Origin of the sequence: Paracoccus sp. PAR01 (genome assembly GCF_014851995.1) — a bacterium.
Lineage (GTDB): Bacteria > Pseudomonadota > Alphaproteobacteria > Rhodobacterales > Rhodobacteraceae > Paracoccus > Paracoccus litorisediminis.
The window spans coordinates 1-19,986 of record NZ_JACVAW010000024.1; the positions used below are offsets into that span (position 1 = coordinate 1).

General features: G+C 63.4%; 19 protein-coding genes and 1 pseudogene. 2 read left to right on the top strand and 18 right to left on the bottom strand.

The window, feature by feature from the left end; genetic code table 11:
* Positions 1 to 303: 303 nt before the first annotated feature.
* Positions 304 to 592, top strand: a pseudogene (locus IB235_RS21545) (3-keto-5-aminohexanoate cleavage protein); the annotation flags it as partial.
* A 262-nt stretch (positions 593 to 854) separates the two neighbouring features.
* Here IB235_RS21545 and IB235_RS21550 read toward each other — a convergent pair.
* The 18 genes from IB235_RS21550 to IB235_RS21635 all read right to left on the bottom strand — a co-directional run bounded on the left by IB235_RS21550 (position 855) and on the right by IB235_RS21635 (position 18,724).
* Positions 855 to 2,075, bottom strand: a complete 1,221-nt coding sequence (locus IB235_RS21550; protein WP_192338476.1) for an NAD(P)/FAD-dependent oxidoreductase — start codon at positions 2,073 to 2,075, stop codon at positions 855 to 857.
* A 10-nt stretch (positions 2,076 to 2,085) separates the two neighbouring features.
* Positions 2,086 to 2,406, bottom strand: coding sequence for a 2Fe-2S iron-sulfur cluster-binding protein (locus IB235_RS21555; protein WP_370576964.1), 321 nt, complete (start codon positions 2,404 to 2,406; stop codon positions 2,086 to 2,088).
* A 27-nt stretch (positions 2,407 to 2,433) separates the two neighbouring features.
* Positions 2,434 to 3,618, bottom strand: coding sequence for a cytochrome P450 (locus IB235_RS21560; protein ID WP_192338478.1), 1,185 nt, complete (start codon positions 3,616 to 3,618; stop codon positions 2,434 to 2,436).
* A gap of 9 nt (positions 3,619 to 3,627) precedes the next feature.
* Positions 3,628 to 4,818, bottom strand: a complete 1,191-nt coding sequence (locus tag IB235_RS21565; RefSeq protein WP_192338479.1) for a cytochrome P450 — start codon at positions 4,816 to 4,818, stop codon at positions 3,628 to 3,630.
* Positions 4,815 to 5,534 (bottom strand): ABC transporter ATP-binding protein, encoded by a 720-nt coding sequence (locus IB235_RS21570; RefSeq protein ID WP_192338480.1) that lies wholly within the window; start codon positions 5,532 to 5,534, stop codon positions 4,815 to 4,817. Before IB235_RS21570 ends, IB235_RS21565 begins: the two co-directional genes overlap by 4 nt.
* Positions 5,527 to 6,279 carry an ABC transporter ATP-binding protein gene (locus IB235_RS21575; RefSeq protein WP_192338481.1) on the bottom strand — a complete coding sequence of 251 codons (753 nt, stop codon included), beginning with the start codon at positions 6,277 to 6,279 and terminating at the stop codon, positions 5,527 to 5,529. Before IB235_RS21575 ends, IB235_RS21570 begins: the two co-directional genes overlap by 8 nt.
* A complete protein-coding gene (locus IB235_RS21580) occupies positions 6,276 to 7,310 on the bottom strand; it encodes a branched-chain amino acid ABC transporter permease (protein ID WP_192338482.1) in 1,035 nt (344 codons plus the stop codon). Before IB235_RS21580 ends, IB235_RS21575 begins: the two co-directional genes overlap by 4 nt.
* 12 nt (positions 7,311 to 7,322) lie before the next feature.
* On the bottom strand, positions 7,323 to 8,177 hold the full coding sequence (locus IB235_RS21585) for a branched-chain amino acid ABC transporter permease (RefSeq protein ID WP_192338483.1): 855 nt from the start codon (positions 8,175 to 8,177) through the stop codon (positions 7,323 to 7,325).
* Positions 8,178 to 8,258: 81 nt separating this feature from the next.
* Positions 8,259 to 9,437, bottom strand: coding sequence for an ABC transporter substrate-binding protein (locus IB235_RS21590; protein WP_192338484.1), 1,179 nt, complete (start codon positions 9,435 to 9,437; stop codon positions 8,259 to 8,261).
* A gap of 57 nt (positions 9,438 to 9,494) precedes the next feature.
* Positions 9,495 to 10,259, bottom strand: a complete 765-nt coding sequence (locus IB235_RS21595) for a GntR family transcriptional regulator (RefSeq protein ID WP_192338485.1) — start codon at positions 10,257 to 10,259, stop codon at positions 9,495 to 9,497.
* A gap of 61 nt (positions 10,260 to 10,320) precedes the next feature.
* Entirely contained in the window at positions 10,321 to 10,647 is a 327-nt protein-coding gene (locus IB235_RS25950) for a hypothetical protein (RefSeq protein ID WP_192338486.1), read from the bottom strand.
* Between the two features lie 957 nt (positions 10,648 to 11,604).
* The gene (locus IB235_RS21605; RefSeq protein WP_192338487.1) at positions 11,605 to 12,372 is read right to left on the bottom strand and encodes an enoyl-CoA hydratase/isomerase family protein; all 768 of its coding nucleotides are present in this window, start codon (positions 12,370 to 12,372) and stop codon (positions 11,605 to 11,607) included.
* The gene (locus IB235_RS21610) at positions 12,369 to 13,493 is read right to left on the bottom strand and encodes an extracellular solute-binding protein (protein ID WP_225612521.1); all 1,125 of its coding nucleotides are present in this window, start codon (positions 13,491 to 13,493) and stop codon (positions 12,369 to 12,371) included. The genes IB235_RS21605 and IB235_RS21610 overlap by 4 nt, the downstream gene beginning before the upstream one ends.
* Complete coding sequence (locus tag IB235_RS21615) at positions 13,493 to 14,689, bottom strand: CaiB/BaiF CoA-transferase family protein (RefSeq protein ID WP_192338488.1); 1,197 nt, start codon at positions 14,687 to 14,689, stop codon at positions 13,493 to 13,495. The genes IB235_RS21610 and IB235_RS21615 overlap by 1 nt, the downstream gene beginning before the upstream one ends.
* A gap of 10 nt (positions 14,690 to 14,699) precedes the next feature.
* Positions 14,700 to 15,452, bottom strand: a complete 753-nt coding sequence (locus tag IB235_RS21620) for an SDR family NAD(P)-dependent oxidoreductase (RefSeq protein WP_192338489.1) — start codon at positions 15,450 to 15,452, stop codon at positions 14,700 to 14,702.
* Entirely contained in the window at positions 15,452 to 16,627 is a 1,176-nt protein-coding gene (locus IB235_RS21625) for an aldose 1-epimerase family protein (protein ID WP_192338490.1), read from the bottom strand. The genes IB235_RS21620 and IB235_RS21625 overlap by 1 nt, the downstream gene beginning before the upstream one ends.
* A gap of 78 nt (positions 16,628 to 16,705) precedes the next feature.
* Positions 16,706 to 17,620 carry a sugar phosphate isomerase/epimerase gene (locus IB235_RS21630; protein WP_192338491.1) on the bottom strand — a complete coding sequence of 305 codons (915 nt, stop codon included), beginning with the start codon at positions 17,618 to 17,620 and terminating at the stop codon, positions 16,706 to 16,708.
* Positions 17,621 to 17,638: 18 nt separating this feature from the next.
* Entirely contained in the window at positions 17,639 to 18,724 is a 1,086-nt protein-coding gene (locus IB235_RS21635; RefSeq protein ID WP_192338492.1) for a Gfo/Idh/MocA family protein, read from the bottom strand.
* A 196-nt stretch (positions 18,725 to 18,920) separates the two neighbouring features.
* Here IB235_RS21635 and IB235_RS21640 point away from each other — a divergent pair, with 196 nt between their 5' ends.
* On the top strand, positions 18,921 to 19,928 hold the full coding sequence (locus IB235_RS21640) for a LacI family DNA-binding transcriptional regulator (RefSeq protein ID WP_192338493.1): 1,008 nt from the start codon (positions 18,921 to 18,923) through the stop codon (positions 19,926 to 19,928).
* The last annotated feature ends 58 nt before the right edge of the window (positions 19,929 to 19,986 follow it).

Genomic DNA, 19,986 nt, shown 5'->3' on the forward strand with positions numbered 1-19,986 from the left:
CGCGGGTTTCATACTCGGCGATAACGCTGGCCTCGGCCTCCTCATCGTTCAACTCACCCCGATCAAACTGCGTCAGCCACAATTGGATGAGGTTGGCGGAGATCTGGTGCGTGCGCTGCGCATCCCGGCGGCCGATCACCCCGGCACGGATGTCCTGGCAGAGTTGCGGCTTTAACGGGGTCGAATGCCGACGATAGGGGACCTCGTGATGTCATGAGCCTTCTCCGATCAAGGCCCGTTCCGCGTATCAGTTTTTCAGGGTCCCGTGGTCCAGCCCGAGGGGTTCACTCCAGGGTTCACTCCATATTTGACTTCTATATTGAGACGCTGAAGCGGCTTGCCCCCGACGCGCAGTGGTGTGCGGCGGGGATCGGCCCTGCGCAACTGTCCATCAACGAATGGTCAATCCGCAAAGGGGGGGCACACTCGTATAGGGCTTGAAGGCAATGTCCGCCTTGATCGCGAACGCCTCGCGCCGTCGAATGCGGCACTCGTGCGCCGTGCGGTTGGTCTTTGCGAAAAATATGAGCGTCCCGTCGCCAGTTGGCAGCAGGCCCGTGCCATTCTGGGCCTACCGATGCGAGGGGGATGAAGCTCTCCCTCGATCTCTTCTGAAATATTCTTGGAAGCCCGGTGGCGAAGTCCCGAACGGTAGTCATTCCGTTTTAACGGGCTGCTGTCGCGCCCGATGATGTTGTCATAACCTCGGCTGCCGTCCGGGGTTATGCCATGTGATTGCGCTTTCCGTGGCGCTTGAACCGCGGGGTTTCGGCCTGTCATGGGTCATACTGCCTGCCTGGCTCGGACCATCAGCCTGCTTGGGCTAGATGGCGGGCTGATCGCGCCCCCCGGCCTCAGACAGGTTCCGCCATGGCTTTGACCGCTGCACGCAGATCGAAGCCGTGGGCTTGCAGCATCTCGAATGACGCGCTGATCAGACGTCGGCCCGCCATGTGAAGGGCGGGTGCGGATAGAGTTTCGACGGCGATCAGTCGGCCCGCCCGGAAAGCCAGCACCAAGGGCTCGGCCTGCGGCTGGGGCAGGGACATCACCCGGTCGGCCCCGGTCGAAAGCCCAGCGATTTGAAGCTTGAACTTGCCCTGATCGGACCAGAACCACGGCAGCGCGGCATAGTCTGCTGCGGAGCCATGCACCAGACACCGGGCGATATGGCGGGCGTGATCGACCGCCGCCTGGACGGATTCCAGACGGATATGCACGCCATCCGGATCGGGGAAGGACGCGACATCCCCCAGCGCCGAGATGGCCGGGTCCGAGGTGAGCAATTGCCCGTCCACGCGGATGCCATTGTCGCAGACAAGCCCTGCATCCGCCGCCAGTTCGACGTTCGGACGCACCCCGGTCGCGACCAGCACCAGATCCCCTGCGATCTGGCGACCATAGCGCAAGGCGACACCGGCGGCGGCCCCTTGCGGGTCGTGCAGGATCGCATCGGCCAGCGCGTCAAGGATGACCTCGCTGCCCATCTCGCGGTGCAACTCAAGGAATCGCGCCGACATCCCGGGGGAAACCGCGCGGGCCATCAGGCGGGGGGCAGCCTCGATCACGGTGACGGCGACGCCTGCCGCGCGGGCCATGGCGGCGAATTCCAGACCGATGAAACCGCCGCCGATCACCACGGCATGACGTGTCGCGGCCAGCCTGTCGCGGATATGGGCGGCGTCCGACAGGGTGCGCAACTCGACCACGCCCGGCGCGTCCAATCCCGCGATTGGCGGGCGAAAGTTCCGCGCGCCGGTGGCGAGAATCAGGTGATCATAGGCGTGGCGCGCGCCCGCTTCCGTCACGACCTCGCGGGTGGCGCGCTCAATGCGGTTGACGCGGGTGCGGTCCTGCAAGCTGATGGCAGCGCGGTCGTAGAAGCTGGCGGGTTTCAGCGTCAGCGCGCCTGCATCGCCATTGGCCATATAGGCCTTGGACAGCGGTGGGCGCTGATAGGGCAGGCCGGGTTCCTCGCCCAATAGCAGGATCTGGCCCTGATAACCTTCCTGTCGCAGGCTTGAGGCAGCCTGTTGGCCGCCCTGACCGCTGCCGATGATGACGATGCGTTCCATCCCGCCCCCGTTACAGCTGCGATTCCGGCAGGTGGATCACCAACCCGTCCAGTTCCGGGCGCATCTTGATCTGGCAAGACAGCCGACTTGACGCCCGCACCTCGGAGGCGGCGCAATCCAGCAGGTCGCTTTCGCCATCCTCTTGCGGACCGACGGCGTCAGTCCATGCGTCGTCGACGTAGCAATGGCAGGTCGCGCACATCATCGAGCCGCCGCATTCGCCGATGACGCCATCGACATCGTTCTGGACGGCGGCGCGCATGATGCTTTCGCCTGCGGTGACCTCGACAGGGGTGACGGTGCCATCGGCGGCGATGAAGGTGATTTTCATGGTCATTCTCCTTGCGGGACGCTGGGGTCAGCCCAGTTTGACGGGCAGGTTGATCGGGCCGCGAAAACCAAAGCCGCGCCACAGCACGGCTTCGGGTTCGGGCAGGGTCATGTCGGGGAAGCGCTCGAACAGGGCTTCCAGCATGATCGCGCCGACGGTGCGCCGCGCGATATGGGCACCGCCGCAATGATGCGGCCCCGAGCCAAAGGACTGGTGCAGGTTTTTCGCGCGGAACGCGTCGAAGCGCTCGGGGTGGTCGAACAGGTCCTCGTCATGATTGGCCGAGGCCTGAATCGTCATCACCGTATCGCCCTTGGGGATGTGAAAGCCGCCGATCTCGACATCCTCGGTCACCAGCCGGGACGAGGCCTGAATGGGTGCGACCCAGCGGATGCCTTCCTCGAAGGCTTGCCCCCATTTGCCCGCGCGCCGGACCTCGGCCAGTTGCTCGGGCTCGGTCAGGAAGCCATAGACGATGGTCGAGAGCGCATCGCGCGGCTCGTTGATGCCCCCGCCGATGGCGATCTTGATATTGGCGATGATCTGGCTGGTCGGGATCGGGTTTTCGGCATTCACCATCACCGACAAAGCCGAGCGATCGGGTGCCACACGCACCCGCGCGATGGCCTTTTCCAGCAACGCGTCCATTTCGGCATTGGCCCGGTCCGAGATCTCGAAGGGCTCGGGTCGCCAGCCGAAATTCCCCGCGCCGTCGATCAACGCCTGTGACCAGAAGATCATCTGCTGGTCGCTCGCCTCGGGGATGCCAAGGATATGGGCAAGGATGCGGGCGGCAATCGGGCCAGAGAGATCGCGATGCAGGTCCACGATCTGCCCTTTCGGCAGGCGGTCCAGATATTCATCCGCAAGCTGGCGATATAGCGGGGCCCAGACTTCCTGAATGGTCTTGGGCATCAGGGCAGGGGCCATGGCCATGCGCTCGGCCAGATGCTCCTTGCCGTCCTTGCGCATCAAGGTATGGGCCAGAAAGGCGCGCTTCATCGGCGTGTTCGGATCGTCCGAGGAAAAGATCTCGGGCGTGTCCTTGACGAATTTGCAATCGGCGGCCTTGGTCAGAAAGGTCCGGCCGACCGATTTCACGCGCAGAACCGGGGTTTCCGCCCGTAGTCGCTTGTAGATCGGATAGGGCGCGACGGTCAGCTGGTCGATGGTGATCGTGTCGTCCAGCGGTGCAAGAAGATGATCCAGCATGGCGAGCCCTTAGCGGATATGCAGCGGTAGAGCTTTCAGCCCGCGCAGCGTGTTGTTGTAGGACCGGACGGGCGTGCCCGCGATTTCGATGGCGGTGGCGTGGCGGGCCAAGGCCTCCAGCACGACCTCGCCCTCCAGCCGGGCGACAAGCTGTCCCACGCACATATGGACACCCGAACCGAAGCCGACATGACCGCTGGTCTTGCGGGTGATGTCATAGGCGTCCGCACGGTCCCAGCGGCGCGGGTCGCGATTGGCCGAGGCCAGAAACATCAGCACCTTGGCCCCTTCGGGAAGCGGCACACCCGACAGTTCGGTCTCGCGGGTGGTGGTTCGGAAAAAGGTCTGGACCGGGCTTTCAAAGCGCACGGCCTCTTCAAAGGCATTGCGGGCCAGTTTCGGATCGGCGCGCAGCGCCGCGAATTGATCCGGAAAGCGTGCAAGGCAGTAAAGCGCCGCGCCGATGCCATTCACCGTGGTGTCGATGCCCGCCGTCAGCAGTGAGCGGACCAGCAGCGTCGCCTCATCTGCCGTGACCTCGCCGCTATCGGCGGCGGCATGGATGCGTGCGCCGATACTGTCCGGGGCCAGATTCTCGCGCCGGCATTGCTCGGTCACCCAGGCGATATGGGGGGCGGCACGCGCCATCGCCTCGCGGCGCAGGGCATTGTCCGGGCCAAAGGCGTTGAAGGCCAGACCCGCATAGGGCAGCAAGTGTTCGCGCCCGTCTTGCGTCAGCCCGATGCGGTCTGGAAAGACCGAAAGCGGAAAGGCTTCGGCCAGATCCGCGATGCCGTCGAGCTTGCGCCCGATCAGCCCTGCGACCATCGCATCGGCGGCAGCCGCAAAGCCGTCGCGCAACTCGCGCATGGTGACGGGCGACAGCACGCGGGCCAGGACCTTGCGGGCGCGGTCATGTTCGGGCGGATCGGTTTCCAGCACCAGACTGGGCTGGCGCCACGGCTTTTCGCGGCTGAAATCCTGCAAGCCCACCCCGCGCGAGGAACAGAAGGTGCCCCAGTCGTTCAGGACCTGATGCACCTCGGCATGGCGCGCGACGGCATAGATGCCATAGCGTTCCAGCCAGACCACCGGCCCGGCCTCGCGCAGCCTTTCATGATCGGGAAAGGGGTTGTCGAAAAAATCGATGCTGAACGGGTCCAGATCCGAGCTTGGCAGGGATGCGATGTCGAGGCTCATGCGGCGGCTCCTTTGGCGATGACGCCCAGATGCTGTTCAAGTGGGCTTGGATCGGCCAGCAGCGCATCGCTACGGGCCTGATGGACGATCTCGCCCCGGTCGATGATCACGGCCCGGTCGGTGACCTTCAGGATCTTGCGGGCATGCTGTTCGACGATGATAGTGGCCAGCCCTTCGTCCCGGATGATTTGCCGGATCGAGGCCAGCAACTGCTCGACGATGATCGGGGCCAGCCCCTCGGTCGGCTCGTCCAGCAGTAACAGCCGTGGATTCAGCATCAGGGCGCGGCCCACTGCCAGCATCTGCTGCTCGCCGCCAGATAGCTGGTTGCCCATATTGGCGCGGCGTTCCTGCAGGCGCGGGAACATCGCATAGATGCGGGGCAGGTCCCATTTGCCGGGGCGGGCGGTAGCGGTCAGGTTTTCCTCGACCGTGAGCGAGGGGAAGATGTTTCGTTCCTGCGGGACCCAGCCGATTCCGGCATGGGCGCGGGCCTCGGGTGTCAGCCGGGTGATGTCGCGCCCGGCCAGCGACAGGTTGCCGCCAAAGCGCCGGGTGACGCCGATGATGCTGTCCAGAAGCGTGGTCTTGCCCACGCCATTGCGGCCCAGCACGGCCAGCGCCTCGCCTTGGGCTAGATGCAGGGACAGGTCGGGGATCACGACGGCATCGCCATGGCCGGCGCGCAGGTTCTGGATCGTCAGTAGCTCAGGCATGGGCATCGCTCCCCAGATAGACGGCCTGGACGCGCGGATCGGACATGATCTCGGACACGGTCCCGTCGGCAAAAAGTGCACCGTTGACCAGAACGGTGATGCGCTCGGCGAAGGCAAAGACCAGATCCATGTCGTGCTCGATCAGCAGGATCGACACGTCACGCGGCAATTGGGCGAGGGTTTCCAGCAGCTCGCCACGCTCGGCCTCGGGGACACCGGCGGCGGGTTCGTCCAGCAGCAGGACGCGTGGATTCGAGGCCAAGGCCAGCGCGATTTCCAGCAGGCGCTGTTTGCCATAAGGAAGCAGCCGCGTCGGGTGGTCCATGACCTCGGTCAGGCGGAAGCGCTCGATCAGGCCGGTGATCTCGTCAAGGATATCGGCGCGCGTCCCGACCCTGCGCCAGAAGTCGCGCCCGCCGCCCATGCGTTCGGACACCGCAAGCCCGATGGATTCGACCGGGGTCATCGCGCCGAACAGCTGGTTGATCTGGAAGGTCCGGCCCAGACCCAGCCGGGCGCGCTGGATCTGGCTTTTGCGGGTGATGTCATTGCCATCCAGCAGGATCTGCCCGCCATTGGACGGCAGTACCCCGGTCAGCAGGTTGACGAAGGTGGTCTTGCCCGCACCGTTCGGCCCGATCAGCGCATGGCGCGCGCCATGTTCCAATGTCAGCGACACCTTGTCGGTAGCAATGAGCCCGCCGAAGCGCTTCTCCAGCGCGATGGTCTGCAATGCGGCGCTCATGCCCGGTCCTCCCGGCGCAAGCGGCGCATCAGCGTGCGGGGCAGGGCGTTGAGATTCTCGCGCCCGATCAGCACGATGACCATCAGCACGAGGCCCATCCAGAACATCCAGTATTGCGGAGTAATGGCCGAGAACCAGTCCTGCAGCAGCTTGAAGGCAATCGCCCCGATCAGCCCGCCATACAGATAGCCGACGCCCCCCAGCACCAGCACCAACAACACATCGGCCGAGCGGTGAAAGGCCAGCACGTCCAGCGACACGAACATCGTGGTCTGGGTCAACAGCGCCCCCGCGACCCCGGCAATCAGCGCCGAAAAGGCGTAGATGCCAAGGATGCGCGGTCCCACCGGAATGCCCATGCTGCGGGCGCGCAGCGCATTGTCCCGGATCGCCAGCAGCGACAGACCGTAAGGCGAGGTCACGACCCGGCGCGCCAGCAGGAACAGCGCGAAGGTCACGATCAGGCAATAAGCATAGGCGGTGGTGCCGAACAGGTCGAACTCGAACCGGCCCAGCAGTGGGTTGATCGTCACCCCCTGCAAGCCGTCCGCGCCGCCGGTCAGCCATGCCGCGCGGTTCGCCGCCTCAAGCAGCAGCATGGCCACGCCCAGCGTCACCATCAGCCGCGTCAGGTCCGAGGCGCGCAGCAACAGCAGCGGCCCCGTCGCCAGCCCCAAAAGCCCGGCGGCCAGCGCCGCAAGGATCAGACCGGTCAGCGGCTCTCCGGTCAGGTGGACCGAAACCAGCCCCGCGACATAGGCACCAAGCCCGAAAAACGCGCCATGGCCCAATGAGACCACGCCCGCATAGCCGATGATCAGATCCAGCGAGAGCGCGAAAAGCCCAAGGATCACGATCTCGGACAGCAGCAGATGCCGGTCGGGCAGCAGAAAGAAACTGGCCGCCGCCGCCAGCCAAAAAACGATCTCGGCTGGTTTCAGTCGGCCCCGGCGCAGCAGGTCGCGGCTGGCGCGCTGGCCTGCATCGGGACGCGTCGCGGTTGCCGGGTGGGAAAGGGTGGTGTCACTCATCAGGGTCATCCTTCAGCGGGCGCGGGCGATCAGGCCCTGCGGGCGCAGGATCAGCAGCAGGATCATCACGAGATAGATCAGGAAGGCGCCAAGCTCGGGCAGGTAGTATTTCCCGGCGACATCAGCCGTGCCGATCAGCAGCGCTGCGATGAAGGGGCCGGTCAGGCTGGCCGTGCCGCCGATGGTGACGACGATCAGCACATAGACCATGATCTTCAGCGGAAAGGTCGGGTCGAGGCCCATCATCTCGATCCCCAGCGCGCCACCCAGACCGGCAAGGCCCGAGCCAACAGCGAAGGTCGCGGCAAAGATCCCGCCGACATTGATGCCAAGACCGCGCGCCGCGCGCTGGTCATCGACCGCCGCGCGCAGCCGCGCTCCGAACCGGGTGCGGCCAAGGATCAGTTGCAGCCCGACGACCAATGCCGCGCAGATGACGATCAGGAAGGCTCGGTAGCGGCCGATGCCGACGCCGAAGACCTCGAACCGGCCCTGCAACCAGCCGGGCAGGGTGATCAGTTGCTGACTGGAGCCCAGAAGCCAATCCGTCCCGGCCATGGCCATGAAGACCAGCGCGATCGAGAACAGCACCTGATCCAGATGGCTGCGACGGTAAAGCCGGGCGTAAAGCAACCGCTCGGCGATCACGCCCACCAGTGCCGGGACCAGAAAGGCAAAGGGCAGCGTCAGCAGGAACGGCATGCCCAGACGGTTCATCGCCAAGGCGGTGACATAGCCCCCGATCATGGCGAATGCGCCATGTGCAAGGTTCACGAAATTCATCAGCCCCAGTGTCACGGCCAGCCCGGCAGCCATGACAAAGAGCAGCATTCCATAGGCGATCCCGTCAATCAGGATGGTCAACATGGGCGCGTTTCCCTGGCATGCGGGTAGCGGCCCTGCGCCGATCGCCCGGCGCAGGTGAGGCTCCCGCAGGGTTGGATGGGTTCAGGAGCCGGTCTTGCCGGGGTCCTTGACCGCCTCAAAGGTTTCGAACTCGATATTCCAGAGCTGGTCGCCCTGGCGTTCGACGCGGCGCAGATAGACGTTCTGCACGATGTCGCGCGTCTCGGGGTCAATGCTGATCGGGCCGCGCGGGCTTTCCCAGGCCAGACCCTTAATCGCGGCGATCAGGGCATCGCCAGAACTGTCGCCGCCGGTTTTTTCCAGCGCGGCATAGATCGCATGCATCCCGTCATAGCCGCCGACCGCCATGAAATTCGGCCGCATCCCGTCATTGGCGCTTGCGAAATCGGCGACGAATTTCCTGTTCAGCTCACTGTCATGGGCCGCCGAGTAGTGAAAGCCGGTGATCGCGGCCAAGGCGGGGTCGCCCATGCCGTTCAGGATGTCGTCATCGGTGATGCCGCCATCGGCCAGCAGCTTGACGCCGGTCTTGTCGAGGCCCCGTTCGACGAATTGCTTCATGAACTGCGCGCCGACGCCCGAGGGCACGAAGGCAAAGATCGCGTCAGGCTTTTCATCCGCGACCTTCTGCAGGAAGGGCGAGAAGTCGGGGTTCTGCAGCGGCACGCGCAGGGTTTCTGTCACCTCGCCGCCCGCCGCGCCAAAGACCGCGACAAAAGTCTTTTCGGCGTCCAGCCCCGGACCGTAATCCGACACCACCGTCACGACCTTCTTCATGCCCTGGCCCGCGGCCCATTCGGCGATCTTGGAGGTCACCTGCGGCGTCGTGTAGCTGGTGCGCACGACATAGGGCGACTGTTCGGTGATCGACGACGTTGCGGCGGCCATGACCACGGCGGGAACCTTGGCACGGGTCGCCAGCGGCGCGGTAGCCATGGCCAGCGGCGTCAGGCCAAAGCCCGCGATGACGCCGACCTTGTCGCGTACGATCAGCTCCTGCGCCAGCCGCTTGGTGGTATCCGCGACCGAGGCATCGTCCTTGACGATCAGCTCGACTTTGCGGCCCGCGACCTCGTCGCCATTCTGCGCCATGTAAAGCCGCGCCGCCGCCTCAATCTGGCGTCCGGTCGAGGCAAAAGGCCCGGTCATCGGCAGGATCAGCCCGATCTTGAACGGATCGCCCGCGGCCAAGGCTGGCATTCCGGCAAGCGCAGTCGAGGCCACCAGGATCGCTCCCAGCAGCAGGTTTCGTCTTTGCATCTGATATTCCTCCATTCTCTGGCTTGCGGCAGCCCCCTCTGCTGCCGTTGACTGGTTTCAGCCGGTTTCCTCATCCGGCTGACGGATCAGAGACGCGCCACGAAGCAGTTCCAACGAACGGCTGGATTCGACGGCGCGCATCAGGTTTCTTTGCGACAGGCGGGCATGTTCGCGCATGATCGCTTCGGCCCGCGCGCCCTGACGGCTGCGGATGGCCTCGATCACGGTGCGGTGGTGATCCTGCCCGATCAGCAGATGCTGGCGCGCGGCGCGGTCGTTCTCATACATGCCAACCAGCGAGCTTGCCGAGGCGAAGGGCCGGTTGTTGGCCCGCGCCAGTTCCTGGATCAGCAGCGTGCTTTCGGTCGCCGCGACCAGCTTCTGGTGAAAACGGCCATTCAGCCGCTCATAGGTCGGAAGATCCGCGCGCGAGAAGCCGTCATCGGCCAGCAGCGCCTCGATCTGGGTGGACAGCGCGACAAGTTCGTCCAAAGCCGCGCCCGGACAGCCGCGCTCGGCCAAGAGCCGCGCGCAAAGCCCTTCGAGAACGCCGCGCAGCTCGATGGTTTCGGAAATTTCGCTGGGCAGAAGCAGGCGGATGACATAGCCGCCCGCCGGCATCGCGGTCAGCAGCCCTTCGTCGGTCAGGCGCTGAAGAGCGGCCCGGATCGGCGTGCGCGACATCGACAGCAATTCGGCCAGCTGCGTTTCGGTATAGCGCATCTCGGGCTCAAGACGGCCATCGATGATCATGTCGCGCAGGGTCATCGCCGCGCGAACGGTCTGGCTTTGGCCGATTCTTGCACTGTCCTCGGAAACCATCAAAACTCTCCTCCTGCAGCAAATGTATACAAAGAATTTTCGATACGAAAATAATTGATCATTATTCTACACCATAAGTCGTAATTTGATGATAAATTCGCCCGTATGTGTATACAGAGATAACTCGAATCCGCAGGGCCGACCGTTCCACGAATGGCGCCGGCGAGGCCAAAAGCGTGTCCGCCGCTCGATGCAGATGCCGCGCCATGATCGCGCTGGCACGATCCGCATGCCACGCGATCGTCGCATCGGCCAAGGCGCGATGTTCGTTGTCCGCGCCGCACCCGACGAGCGGGAAATGGCATCCGGAGATGTCGATGGGTTCGACCTGTGTGGACAGCTGATTGTGCAGGCGTGACCACCAGATGCTGTCGCAGTCCGCGACCAAAATGTCGTGGAAGGCTCGACCGTGCTTTTCTGCCGGGGCGATTGCCGTTCACAAAACCAAGTCGCAACATCGGATAGGGCCATGCCAAGAACACGAGTCCTCGGTCAAAGCTCATCGAGCGGCGGGCATGGGCTGGCAGGGGGCGAGGCTGGTGATCAGGCCGTCCAAGATCGAGCGAGAGTGGCGATGGGCATTTTTTAGCTGCACTGTGAGGCGGCTGACCCGCTCGACCAGTGAGGTCAGGTCGGTGGCGCCGAATTTCTTGCGGAACGGGATGTTAGGCAATCGAGGCGTTTTGGCTCACCGAATGTTTGGGCAGAATACCGCCGTCTTATGCCCCACGGGTAGAAGCGTGACGACTTCGCGCAGCGTGCGGTTCGGGAGGAATCTTGGCGAATAGGCGCATCTGGCCCGCAGCAGGGCCTCTCTCGCCGCTGATCGTCTCAAACAGTTCGGTAGCAGGCCAAAGATCTCGCCGCGCTTGACCTCAAAAATTGATTTTGGACAGAAGCTGACCGTCAGCCAGGTCCAGCAGGGTCAATGCCGGCTCGGTGTCATCGCGCTTGCGCGAATGATACCGAAACAGGCTTTGCTTCCCAAGGTCGCGATGAAGGGATTAATCCTCAGGCCTGTGATGATAAGGCCGTAGGAGTCCGTGCCTGTTCCCGCGCACTGCCCCCTCATTAGCGCCAGTGCGTCCGATCCGATCACACGCATTACCATGGCCGAGCAGATTGCCGACCGTCCGATAACAGGACCGACCGAAAGATCGATCCCGCGCGATGATGACGAGTGCTTGACCCAGCGCCACAATGATCTTGTCGCTCGACATTCATAAAGTTGCGCTGGGGCGGGAAATATTCGCTGGAGAAACTCGGCTAGACCGCAACCAGAAGTAACATCGCAAGTGCTGAAAACTTGCGCTGTCGCAGGATTGCCCGCAGCTCCAATGTCATGTCAGCGCCTCCGGAACAGCGGCTGGCGCTTGGCGGCAAAGGCCGCGCGACCCTCGTTTGCGTCTTCGGTCGCAAAGCAGATGGTCTGCAGGTCGCGCTCATAGGCGATGGCCTGTTCCAGCGGCATGTTGAAAGCGGCGGCAAGGTTGTCCTTGGCGGTCTCGGCGGCGATGGGCGCGCGTGCGGCAATGGTTGCGGCGATCTCGACCGCGCGGGCACGCAGGGCGTCGGTCGGATGAGTTTCGCTGACCAAGCCCCAGTTCAGCGCCTTTTGCGCGTCGATCGGCTCGCCGGTCATCACCATCATTGCAGCGTTCGAGGGACCGATGGAATGGGCAAGCAGCGCTGTCATGCCGCCGCCGCCGATCCAGCCCAGCTTGATCTCGGGGGCGGCCATGCGGGCGGTCTCGGCGGCGATGCGGATGTCGCAAGACAGTGCCATTTCAAGGCCCCCGCCGAAGGCATAGCCGTTGATCGCCGCAATCGACGGTTTACGCAAGGCGCGGAGGGCATCGCAATATTCGGTGCGATTGCGGAAATCCCAAGGCGTGGCATAGCTATCGAGCAGCGAAATGTCCGAGCCTGCGCAGAAAGCCTTGCCCGTTCCTGTCAGGACAACGGCGCGAATGACGTCGTCGTCGTTGCAACGGTTGACGGCATCGACCATCAGCTCGGCCATTTCCGGGGTCATGGCGTTCAGCTTTTCCGGGCGGTTGTAGGTGATGATACCGACCTGCCCCTCGATTTCGAATATCAGCGGCGCGGTCATGCAGGCATCTCCGTTTTGTGCGAGACCTGGAACAGGTCGGCGATTTGTGCGGCAAGGGTTTCGGGGGCGGTGTCTGCCGCGAACCCTTCGCGCAATGTGGCCGAGGCTGCGGCCTGGAATGCGATGAAACCGTCATGGCGCGGTCGGATCGAGGCAGCCTCGAGCGTCGCCGCGGTCGCCGCGAAGAAATCGCCTGTCTGGCTGTTCACCCGCGGATCAAGCCATGCCTCTCGGGTGCCGGGCTGGCCATCGTGGTCGGGGATGAAACCGCGCTGGACCTCGGGGCTCATCAGCCACAGCAGGTGCTGCCGCAGGGGTTCGTTGACCGTGCAACGGGTCGAGATCGCGATGCCGGTGCCCCCAAGGATCGAGCCGGGGCTTCCATCCGCTGTGATCCGCGGTGCGTCGGAAAAGGCCAGCGGAACGGCACGCGAGGGTGCGGCGTAGTTCACATATCCATAGATCATCGGGCACAGCGCCACATCGTCGTTCCCGCCCGACATATGCTCAAGAATGCCGATGGGGTTCAACGCTGCGACTGCAGCAGGGCTGTGCGCGGCCAGATCGGCGAGCAGCGCGATGGCGCGGATTGCGGTTGTGTTGGCCATCCAGCGGTCGCCGTCGCGCAGGTTCAGGCCCGGTTCAATGGCCTGCACGACCGAAAGGAAGGACAGGAAGGCATGCGGCCCGCCCAGCGACAGCGCGACCTTGCCGGTCTGGCGCGACAGTTCCGCAACCTCGTCCCAAGTGCGGGGCGGGGTTTCGACCAGATCGGGGCGGCGGGCCATGACCTGCGTCGCCGCATCCAGCGGCAGCGCCCAAGGCCGCCCCTGCATCACATAGCTTGCCATGCTGGGGCCGATGGCGCGATTGGAGATTGCGTCCAGTTCCTCGGGTGAGAACACCTCGTCCAAGGGGCGCAGGCAACCAAGCGACAAGGCTTCGCCCAGATGCGGGTGGTCGAGGACAACCAGATCATAGCGCGCGCAAAGCTCGCCGATCGGGGCGCTTTCGAAGCCCTCCAGCGGTTGCGCGTCCCAGCTGATCGGACCGCCTTGGGCCTGCGCGGCTTCCAGCGCGTGGCGACCCCGCGGGTGGTCCCATGTCAATCCGCGAAACATCAGACCTCTCCCCGGCCGACGGCACCCTGGGCGACGAGCGCTGCGATCTCAGCCGCATCATAGCCTGCGGCGGACAGCACCTCGTCGGTATGTTGCCCGGTCAGTGGTGCGCCGTAGCGCAATTCGGACGGGGATTTCGAGAAACGGATCGGGAAACCGGGTGTTTTGACCCGACCTTCGGTCGGGTGGTCGTATTCGATGAACGTGCCATTATGGGCGATCTGCGGATCAGCCAGCAGGTCCGAATAGCCATAGACCGGACCGACCCAGATGCCCTCGGCCTCCAGCCGGGCCAATGCATCGGACTGGGTGAACTTGGCAATCGCGGCGCGGACCAGAGCAAAGGTCTCGTCGCGTTGCTCCCATCCGGCGCTCGTCTCGTCGAGTTCCGCAAGGTGCGGGGCGTCCAATGCACGGGCAAGACCAGCGAAGCTCGGCATGGCGAGCGCGATGAACTTGCCGTCATTCGTCCCGAATATGCCGTATGGCGAACGGATATAGACATGGGCATGGGGCTCAGCCGAACGGGTCTGCGGCTTTTGGCCGATCGTATAGACCGAGAGTTCTTGCATCTGGATGGTGGTGATGGCGTCGAGCATATTGACCTCGACCTTCTGGCCCTCGCCAGTCCGTTCACGATGGTAAAGTGCCGCCAACGCGCCCTCGAAGGCGGTATAGGCGGTGATGGCATCGACCAGATATTGCCCGGCCGGGGTAGGGGCCTCGCCCTCGCGTCCGGCGGACAGCATGGCACCGGACATGGCCTGCAGCAGCAGATCCTGACCGGGGCGCTTGGCGCTGGGGCCATCCTCGCCATAGCCAGACATCGAGACATAGATCAGGCGCGGATTGATCGCGGCAAGGCTGTCGTAATCGACCCCCAGCCTGGCCGCCACGCCGGGCCGGTAGTTCTGGATGAAGACATCCGCCGTCTCGACCAGCTTTTGCAGGACCTGCTTGCCGCCTTCGGATTTGAGGTCCACCGCCAAAGAGCGCTTGTTGCGGTTCAACGACAGGAACGAGACATTGATCTTGTTGCCGGTGATACCGCCTGCTGGGGCGTGACGCTGCCATTCTCCGGTCAGCGGTTCGATCTTGATGACGTTAGCGCCCAGATCGCCCAGCCGCTGCGCCGCAAAGGGGCCAGCCATGGCGATCGAGCAGTCGAGGACGGTAATTCCGTCGAGAATGCCCATGATATGCTCCTTAATGCATGGTCCAGCCGCCATCGACGGCGAGGGACTGTCCTGTGATGAACCCGGCCTCATCGGACAGGAAAAAACGAATACTGGCGGCGATATCGCCGGGATGGCCGCGGCGCTTGATCGCCTGCGAATCCATGATCCGGGCGGTATAGCCCACGGGATCGGGATGGATCTTCTCGGCATCCGTCGGGAAAGCGCCGGGGGCGATGGCATTGACCGTGATGCCCCATTTGCCGAATTCCCGCGCCCATGCCCGGGTCAGTCCCAGCAAAGCGCCCTTGGACTGGACATAGGGCACGAGGTTCTCCCACCCGCCGGTCAGAGTGATCGAGGTAATGTTGATGATCCGGCCCCAGCCCTGCGCGCGCATTCCCGGCAGGGCGGCGCGGGTGCAGATCAGCGCGGCTTCCACATTGACGGCATGGACCAACGCCTGTTCCTCAAGGCTGTATTCCTCGAACGGTTTCGACGGATAGATTGCAGCGTTGTTGATCACCGCATCCAGCGCGCGCGTGGTGGTCAGCTGGTCCAGCAGGGATTGCAGCGCGGGCTTATCGGTCAGGTCGCATTCGATCAGATGCAGCCGCGCCTTGAGATCGGCTGGCGTATCCGCGATCAGGCTTTCGTTCTTGCGCGCATCGCGATCCAGAACGATCACTTCGGCCCCCGCAGCCAGAAGTTGCAGGGTCGTCTCATGGCCCAATCCACCCGAGGCCCCTGTGTAAAGAATGCGGCGTCCGGTCAGGTTGCTCATCAGCGGCCCTCGATCTTGCGGAAGTTTCCGGTCGGTTGCGGATAGTCGGTGTCGGGCTGGGAATGGATGCCGCGAATGCGTGCCTCGGCTGCGGTGACGGCCTCGGCATCGGGCAGGATGACGAAGCGGCTGTCATAGGCGCGTTCTTCGCCATGGTTCAGCCAGATCATTTCGCCCCGCTCGCGTGCGGCAAGATTGCCCAGAACATGGTTGGTCGAGGGCTCGATCCCCAGCGCATATTGGCCCGATTGCAGGTTCTGCCATTCGTACTGGCAGGGGAACTGGTCCTTGCGGGTCACGACCATGAAGCCAAGGCCAAGCCGGTCATTGACCAATGCCACGGGAACCTCTCCGGCGGCATCGGCGACCAACTCGTGTTGCCAGACCTGCTCATGGAAATTCATCTGCGGCGCCGGTAGGCTGCGATAACCCACGCCTTGCGCCTGATAGCTGCCCTCATGCGCGGCCCAGACGGTTTCGGCGACGGGGGCGAGGTAGCGCGCGCCTTCCTCCAGTACGGGATGGCCGACATTGATGTGATAGCAATACATATGCGGCGTGCGGTAGAAGCCGCGGTTCACGACCCTGTCGGACAGGCGGATTTCATCCGTGCCGACTTCGATCTCGATGCGGCGATGTAGTTCCAGATGTTCACCGAAAACGGCGGATTGGGTGATAGTGCCCTCGGCCCAGAGGAAGCAGCGGTCGCCTTCCCACCGCTCACCGTAGCCGGTCAGATGCGCGGGGATCGTCCCGGCGCGGCCGTGCAGCGAATGCGAGGCGGTCTTGCGCGGGCCATAAACATAGCTGTCAGTCGGGACCTCGTTCATGAACAGGATATGGTCCAGCCCGCAGGTCACCATCAGCCCCGAAAAGCTGCGCATCCAGCCAAGGCCGCCTTCGCCCTCGTATTCCGCCAGCGAGGGGTGGCGGAAGCCCGAGGGCGAATGCCAGCCGATGGCACGACCGTTATGCTCGCAATCGGCGATGTCCATGCAGCGATCAATGAGGACGGTGAAGCGCAGGCCCGATCCGCTGCGGAATTCCAGCATCCGGTTGCCCCGCTCCAGCCCGTTGGACAGCTTCATCAGCCGGACGCCTGCGGCATGGGACAGGCCACCGCTGGCGGCCTCGATGTCGCGCCGGGTAAAGGTTTTGCCGTAAAGTTCTACCATTATTCCTTGTCCTGCATGATGCGAGGTCCGTTGGCAGGACGGGAAATCGTCCGCCCTGCCAAAGACTGCCGGGAAGGGTCAGCAGCCGTTTGCGCGCAGCTTGCCGTCAAGGAATGCCTTGGCGCGGGCCACGTCGGATTCGTCCAGATGCTCGATGATCATCGGGATGTTGGGGTGTTTCTGTGCCAGCCGCTGCAGGTACAGGTCATAGTTCAGCTCACCCAGACCGGGGGCTGGCAGCTCGATCTCGCCGACGCCGCGGAAGGTGTGGCTTTCCGCCGCCGAGGCATCACCGATATCCGAGTGCTTTTCCGATTTGTCGTCGCCCGAGCGCTTCACGTCCTTGGCATGCGCGATCTTGATCTTGTCCGAAAGCGCGTCGAAGACGTAGTTCAGCGTCTTGTCCATCTGGCCGATGTTATGGGCCTCGAAATAGTTGGTCGGGTCCATCAGCAGGCCAAGGCCGGGATGATCGACCTCGGCGAACATGCGCAGGGTTTCCTCAACCGAACCGACGACGTTGTTCACATAGGTTTCCAGCAGGAAGACCGCGCCGTGATCCCATGCGAATTTCGCCAGATCGGTGATGACTGCGCGGCAGTCGTCCCAACCTTCCTCGGTCTTGTTCTTGGGGTGGTGGACCCAATCGCTGCTGGTGTCGAAGGTCCCGGTCTCCGAGATCACATAGGGCGAGCCGAGATATTGCGTATGGGCCAAAATCTCTTTCAGGCGGTCCAGACGGACCTTGCGAGTGGCCGGATCGGGATGGACGATATTCGTATAGGCCGAGGTGCAGCAGATCGGCAGGTGGTGGTCGCGGAACGTGTCGCGGATGGTGCGGCATTTTTCGGGCGTCACTTGACCGTCCGAGACATCGATATCGCTGAAATGCAGGTCCAGCTGGACTGTATTGAAATTATGGGCGCGGATCTTTTGCGCCGTGGTTTTCAGATCATAGGGGAAATACCCTGTGAAAATCCCTGCTTGCATCATGACTGGTTTCCTCCCGTTTCAGTCCTGAGAAATATCGTGGGCGACGGTCCGGGCCTCGTCGATCGAGCGATAGGCCGCCTCGACCAGCGCCATGGTCCGAACATTGTCGGCGACCGAAAGGGCAGGGGCCTCGCCGCTGTGGATCGCCCATTGCAGCTGCTCCATCACGCCGATGAAGGCATGTGGAAACCACATCGTGTCCCATTCCGGGCTGACCCATGCGCCGCCGGTTTCCTTGCGCGAGGCATAGGTCAGCGTCGAAGGTGCGCCGGTCGGCCAGCCGATCGTGCCCTTGGCGACGCCCTCGGTCCCTTCGACGCGCCAGTTGATGTGCTGGTCGTCGGCGTAGCCCTCGGCGCTCGGACCGGACCAGACATCTTCAAGCGACAGCGCCAGCAGCCCCGAAGGAAAGCGCAGCATGGTCGAGACGATGCCGTCCTGATGCGCGAACTCGGTGCGCGGATCGGTGCGGGTGACGGTCGTGACCTCGCTGGGGTCGCCGAACAGGAACCGCAGCACGTCGAGATGATGAACGCTCATATTCGACAGCGTCAGCCGGTCGTAACCTTGCAGGAAGCCCTGCCAATGCGGGATGGCGTGCATGTCGATCTGGGCAAAGACCGGCTCTCCCAATGCGCCGTGATCCAGAAGCTGTTTCAGCACCCGCATCGATTGATCGTAGCGCATGTTCTGGTTGACCGAGAGGATCTTGCCCGCGGCCTTGGCCTCATCGCGCAAGGCCCGCGCTTCCTCCAGCGACAAAGCCAGCGGCTTTTGCGCAAGGATGCCCTTGATATGCGGCTGCCTCAGGGCGTGGCGGATCAGCGCGGGCTGCAGATGCGGCGGATAGGCGATGTCGATGATGTCGAGCGAGGCATCCGCGATCAGCGCCTCGGGCGTGTCGTGCACGGAGGCAATACCGTAGCGCGTGGCGATTTCTTCGGCCTTTGCCCGGGTCCGCGAGGCGATGGCCCCCACGGTAAAGCCACCAAGGCGATAGGCTTCCAGATGGCACTCGGCCATGATCATGCCCGCGCCAATAGCACCGATACGATAGTCACGGCAGCGGATCACCGGGTCCGCGGTCAGATTTAGGGCTGTCATGTTCCTCCTCCGACGGGCCTCCTCCTGCCCGCAGCTTGCCGAAAGATGGCACGCAAAAAACGTCACCAGCAATCATCTATTCCCGTCATTTGCCATCATTTTACGTCATTCGTGAGGTTAATCGGCAGATTCTGTCTTGCGTGATGATGGAAATGAGGTTTTTGCTGGCGTGCATCACCGCCCTTTCAGGACCGAAATGCGCACCACCATCATTGAAATTGCCGAAAGGGCCGGGGTTTCCCCTGCCACCGTGGACCGTGTGCTGAACGGGCGCAGCGGCGTGCGGGAGCGCACGCGCGAAATCGTCCAGACAGTGGCGCGCGAACTGGGTTATTTCGGACCTGCGGAGGCACAGCAGTCAAGGCGCGTGCGGCTGGACTTCGTGCTTCCCGCGGGCAACAACAGCTTCATGCGCAACCTGCGCAGCCAGTTGATAGACGAGGCCGCGCGGCACGCGGATGTCCAGTTGCGTATCCATGATGTCGAGGACTGGGGCGGTGGTCGCATCGGTCGCCGTCTTGCCGAGCTACGCGGCCAGACCGATGCCATTGGCGTCGTCGCCCCCGACCGTCCCGAGATCCGCGAAGAACTAAACGCCCTAGCCCGCGAAGGTGTCCGCATCGCGACGCTGGTTTCCGATGTGCCGGCCATCGACAAGGTCGGCTATATCGGGGTCGATAACCGCGCTGCGGGACGTTTGGCGGGGCTGCTGCTGGGGCGCTTTCTTGGTCCGGCAATGAACCGCAATATTGCGCTGTTCGTCGGTTCGCGCGCCTATCGCGGCCATGAGGAGCGCGAGATGGGGTTCCGCTCGATATTGGCCGACGAGTTTCCCGACCTGCGCATCACCGGCTATGCCGAGGTGGGCGATGACCGTGAGCATGCCTATGACGAAATGCGGCGCATTCTGAGCACGGGTCAGGTCGACGGCATCTATAATATCGGCTCGGGAAATCAGGGTATCGCCCGCGCCCTGCGCGAGGCCCAGTTGAACCAGCGCACCGTTTTCATCGGGCATGACCTGACTGATGCAACCCGGCTCCTCCTGCTTGACCGGACGATGGATGCGGTGATCGACCAGAACCATCGTGTTCAGGCGCGGGAGGTTGTCAGGCTGCTGGTTTCAGCGGTCCGCGGCACGTCCGAGCAAGAATACCCACCGCGACTTCAGGTCGTGTTTCGAGAGAATATCCCTTTGAGTTAAGGGCGCTTGGATCGCCGTTGGAGAGGACATCGAGTCTGGGTCCATTGATTTGATGCGC

Coding starts and splice junctions, on each gene's coding strand:
- IB235_RS21550 (WP_192338476.1), bottom strand. CDS start 2,075: ATGGAACGCATCGTCATCATCGGCAGCGGTCAGGGCGGCCAACAGGCT.
- IB235_RS21555 (WP_370576964.1), bottom strand. CDS start 2,406: ATGAAAATCACCTTCATCGCCGCCGATGGCACCGTCACCCCTGTCGAG.
- IB235_RS21560 (WP_192338478.1), bottom strand. CDS start 3,618: ATGCTGGATCATCTTCTTGCACCGCTGGACGACACGATCACCATCGAC.
- IB235_RS21565 (WP_192338479.1), bottom strand. CDS start 4,818: ATGAGCCTCGACATCGCATCCCTGCCAAGCTCGGATCTGGACCCGTTC.
- IB235_RS21570 (WP_192338480.1), bottom strand. CDS start 5,534: ATGCCTGAGCTACTGACGATCCAGAACCTGCGCGCCGGCCATGGCGAT.
- IB235_RS21575 (WP_192338481.1), bottom strand. CDS start 6,279: ATGAGCGCCGCATTGCAGACCATCGCGCTGGAGAAGCGCTTCGGCGGG.
- IB235_RS21580 (WP_192338482.1), bottom strand. CDS start 7,310: ATGAGTGACACCACCCTTTCCCACCCGGCAACCGCGACGCGTCCCGAT.
- IB235_RS21585 (WP_192338483.1), bottom strand. CDS start 8,177: ATGTTGACCATCCTGATTGACGGGATCGCCTATGGAATGCTGCTCTTT.
- IB235_RS21590 (WP_192338484.1), bottom strand. CDS start 9,437: ATGCAAAGACGAAACCTGCTGCTGGGAGCGATCCTGGTGGCCTCGACT.
- IB235_RS21595 (WP_192338485.1), bottom strand. CDS start 10,259: ATGGTTTCCGAGGACAGTGCAAGAATCGGCCAAAGCCAGACCGTTCGC.
- IB235_RS21605 (WP_192338487.1), bottom strand. CDS start 12,372: ATGACCGCGCCGCTGATATTCGAAATCGAGGGGCAGGTCGGTATCATC.
- IB235_RS21610 (WP_225612521.1), bottom strand. CDS start 13,493: ATGTTTCGCGGATTGACATGGGACCACCCGCGGGGTCGCCACGCGCTG.
- IB235_RS21615 (WP_192338488.1), bottom strand. CDS start 14,689: ATGGGCATTCTCGACGGAATTACCGTCCTCGACTGCTCGATCGCCATG.
- IB235_RS21620 (WP_192338489.1), bottom strand. CDS start 15,452: ATGAGCAACCTGACCGGACGCCGCATTCTTTACACAGGGGCCTCGGGT.
- IB235_RS21625 (WP_192338490.1), bottom strand. CDS start 16,627: ATGGTAGAACTTTACGGCAAAACCTTTACCCGGCGCGACATCGAGGCC.
- IB235_RS21630 (WP_192338491.1), bottom strand. CDS start 17,620: ATGATGCAAGCAGGGATTTTCACAGGGTATTTCCCCTATGATCTGAAA.
- IB235_RS21635 (WP_192338492.1), bottom strand. CDS start 18,724: ATGACAGCCCTAAATCTGACCGCGGACCCGGTGATCCGCTGCCGTGAC.
- IB235_RS21640 (WP_192338493.1), top strand. CDS start 18,921: ATGCGCACCACCATCATTGAAATTGCCGAAAGGGCCGGGGTTTCCCCT.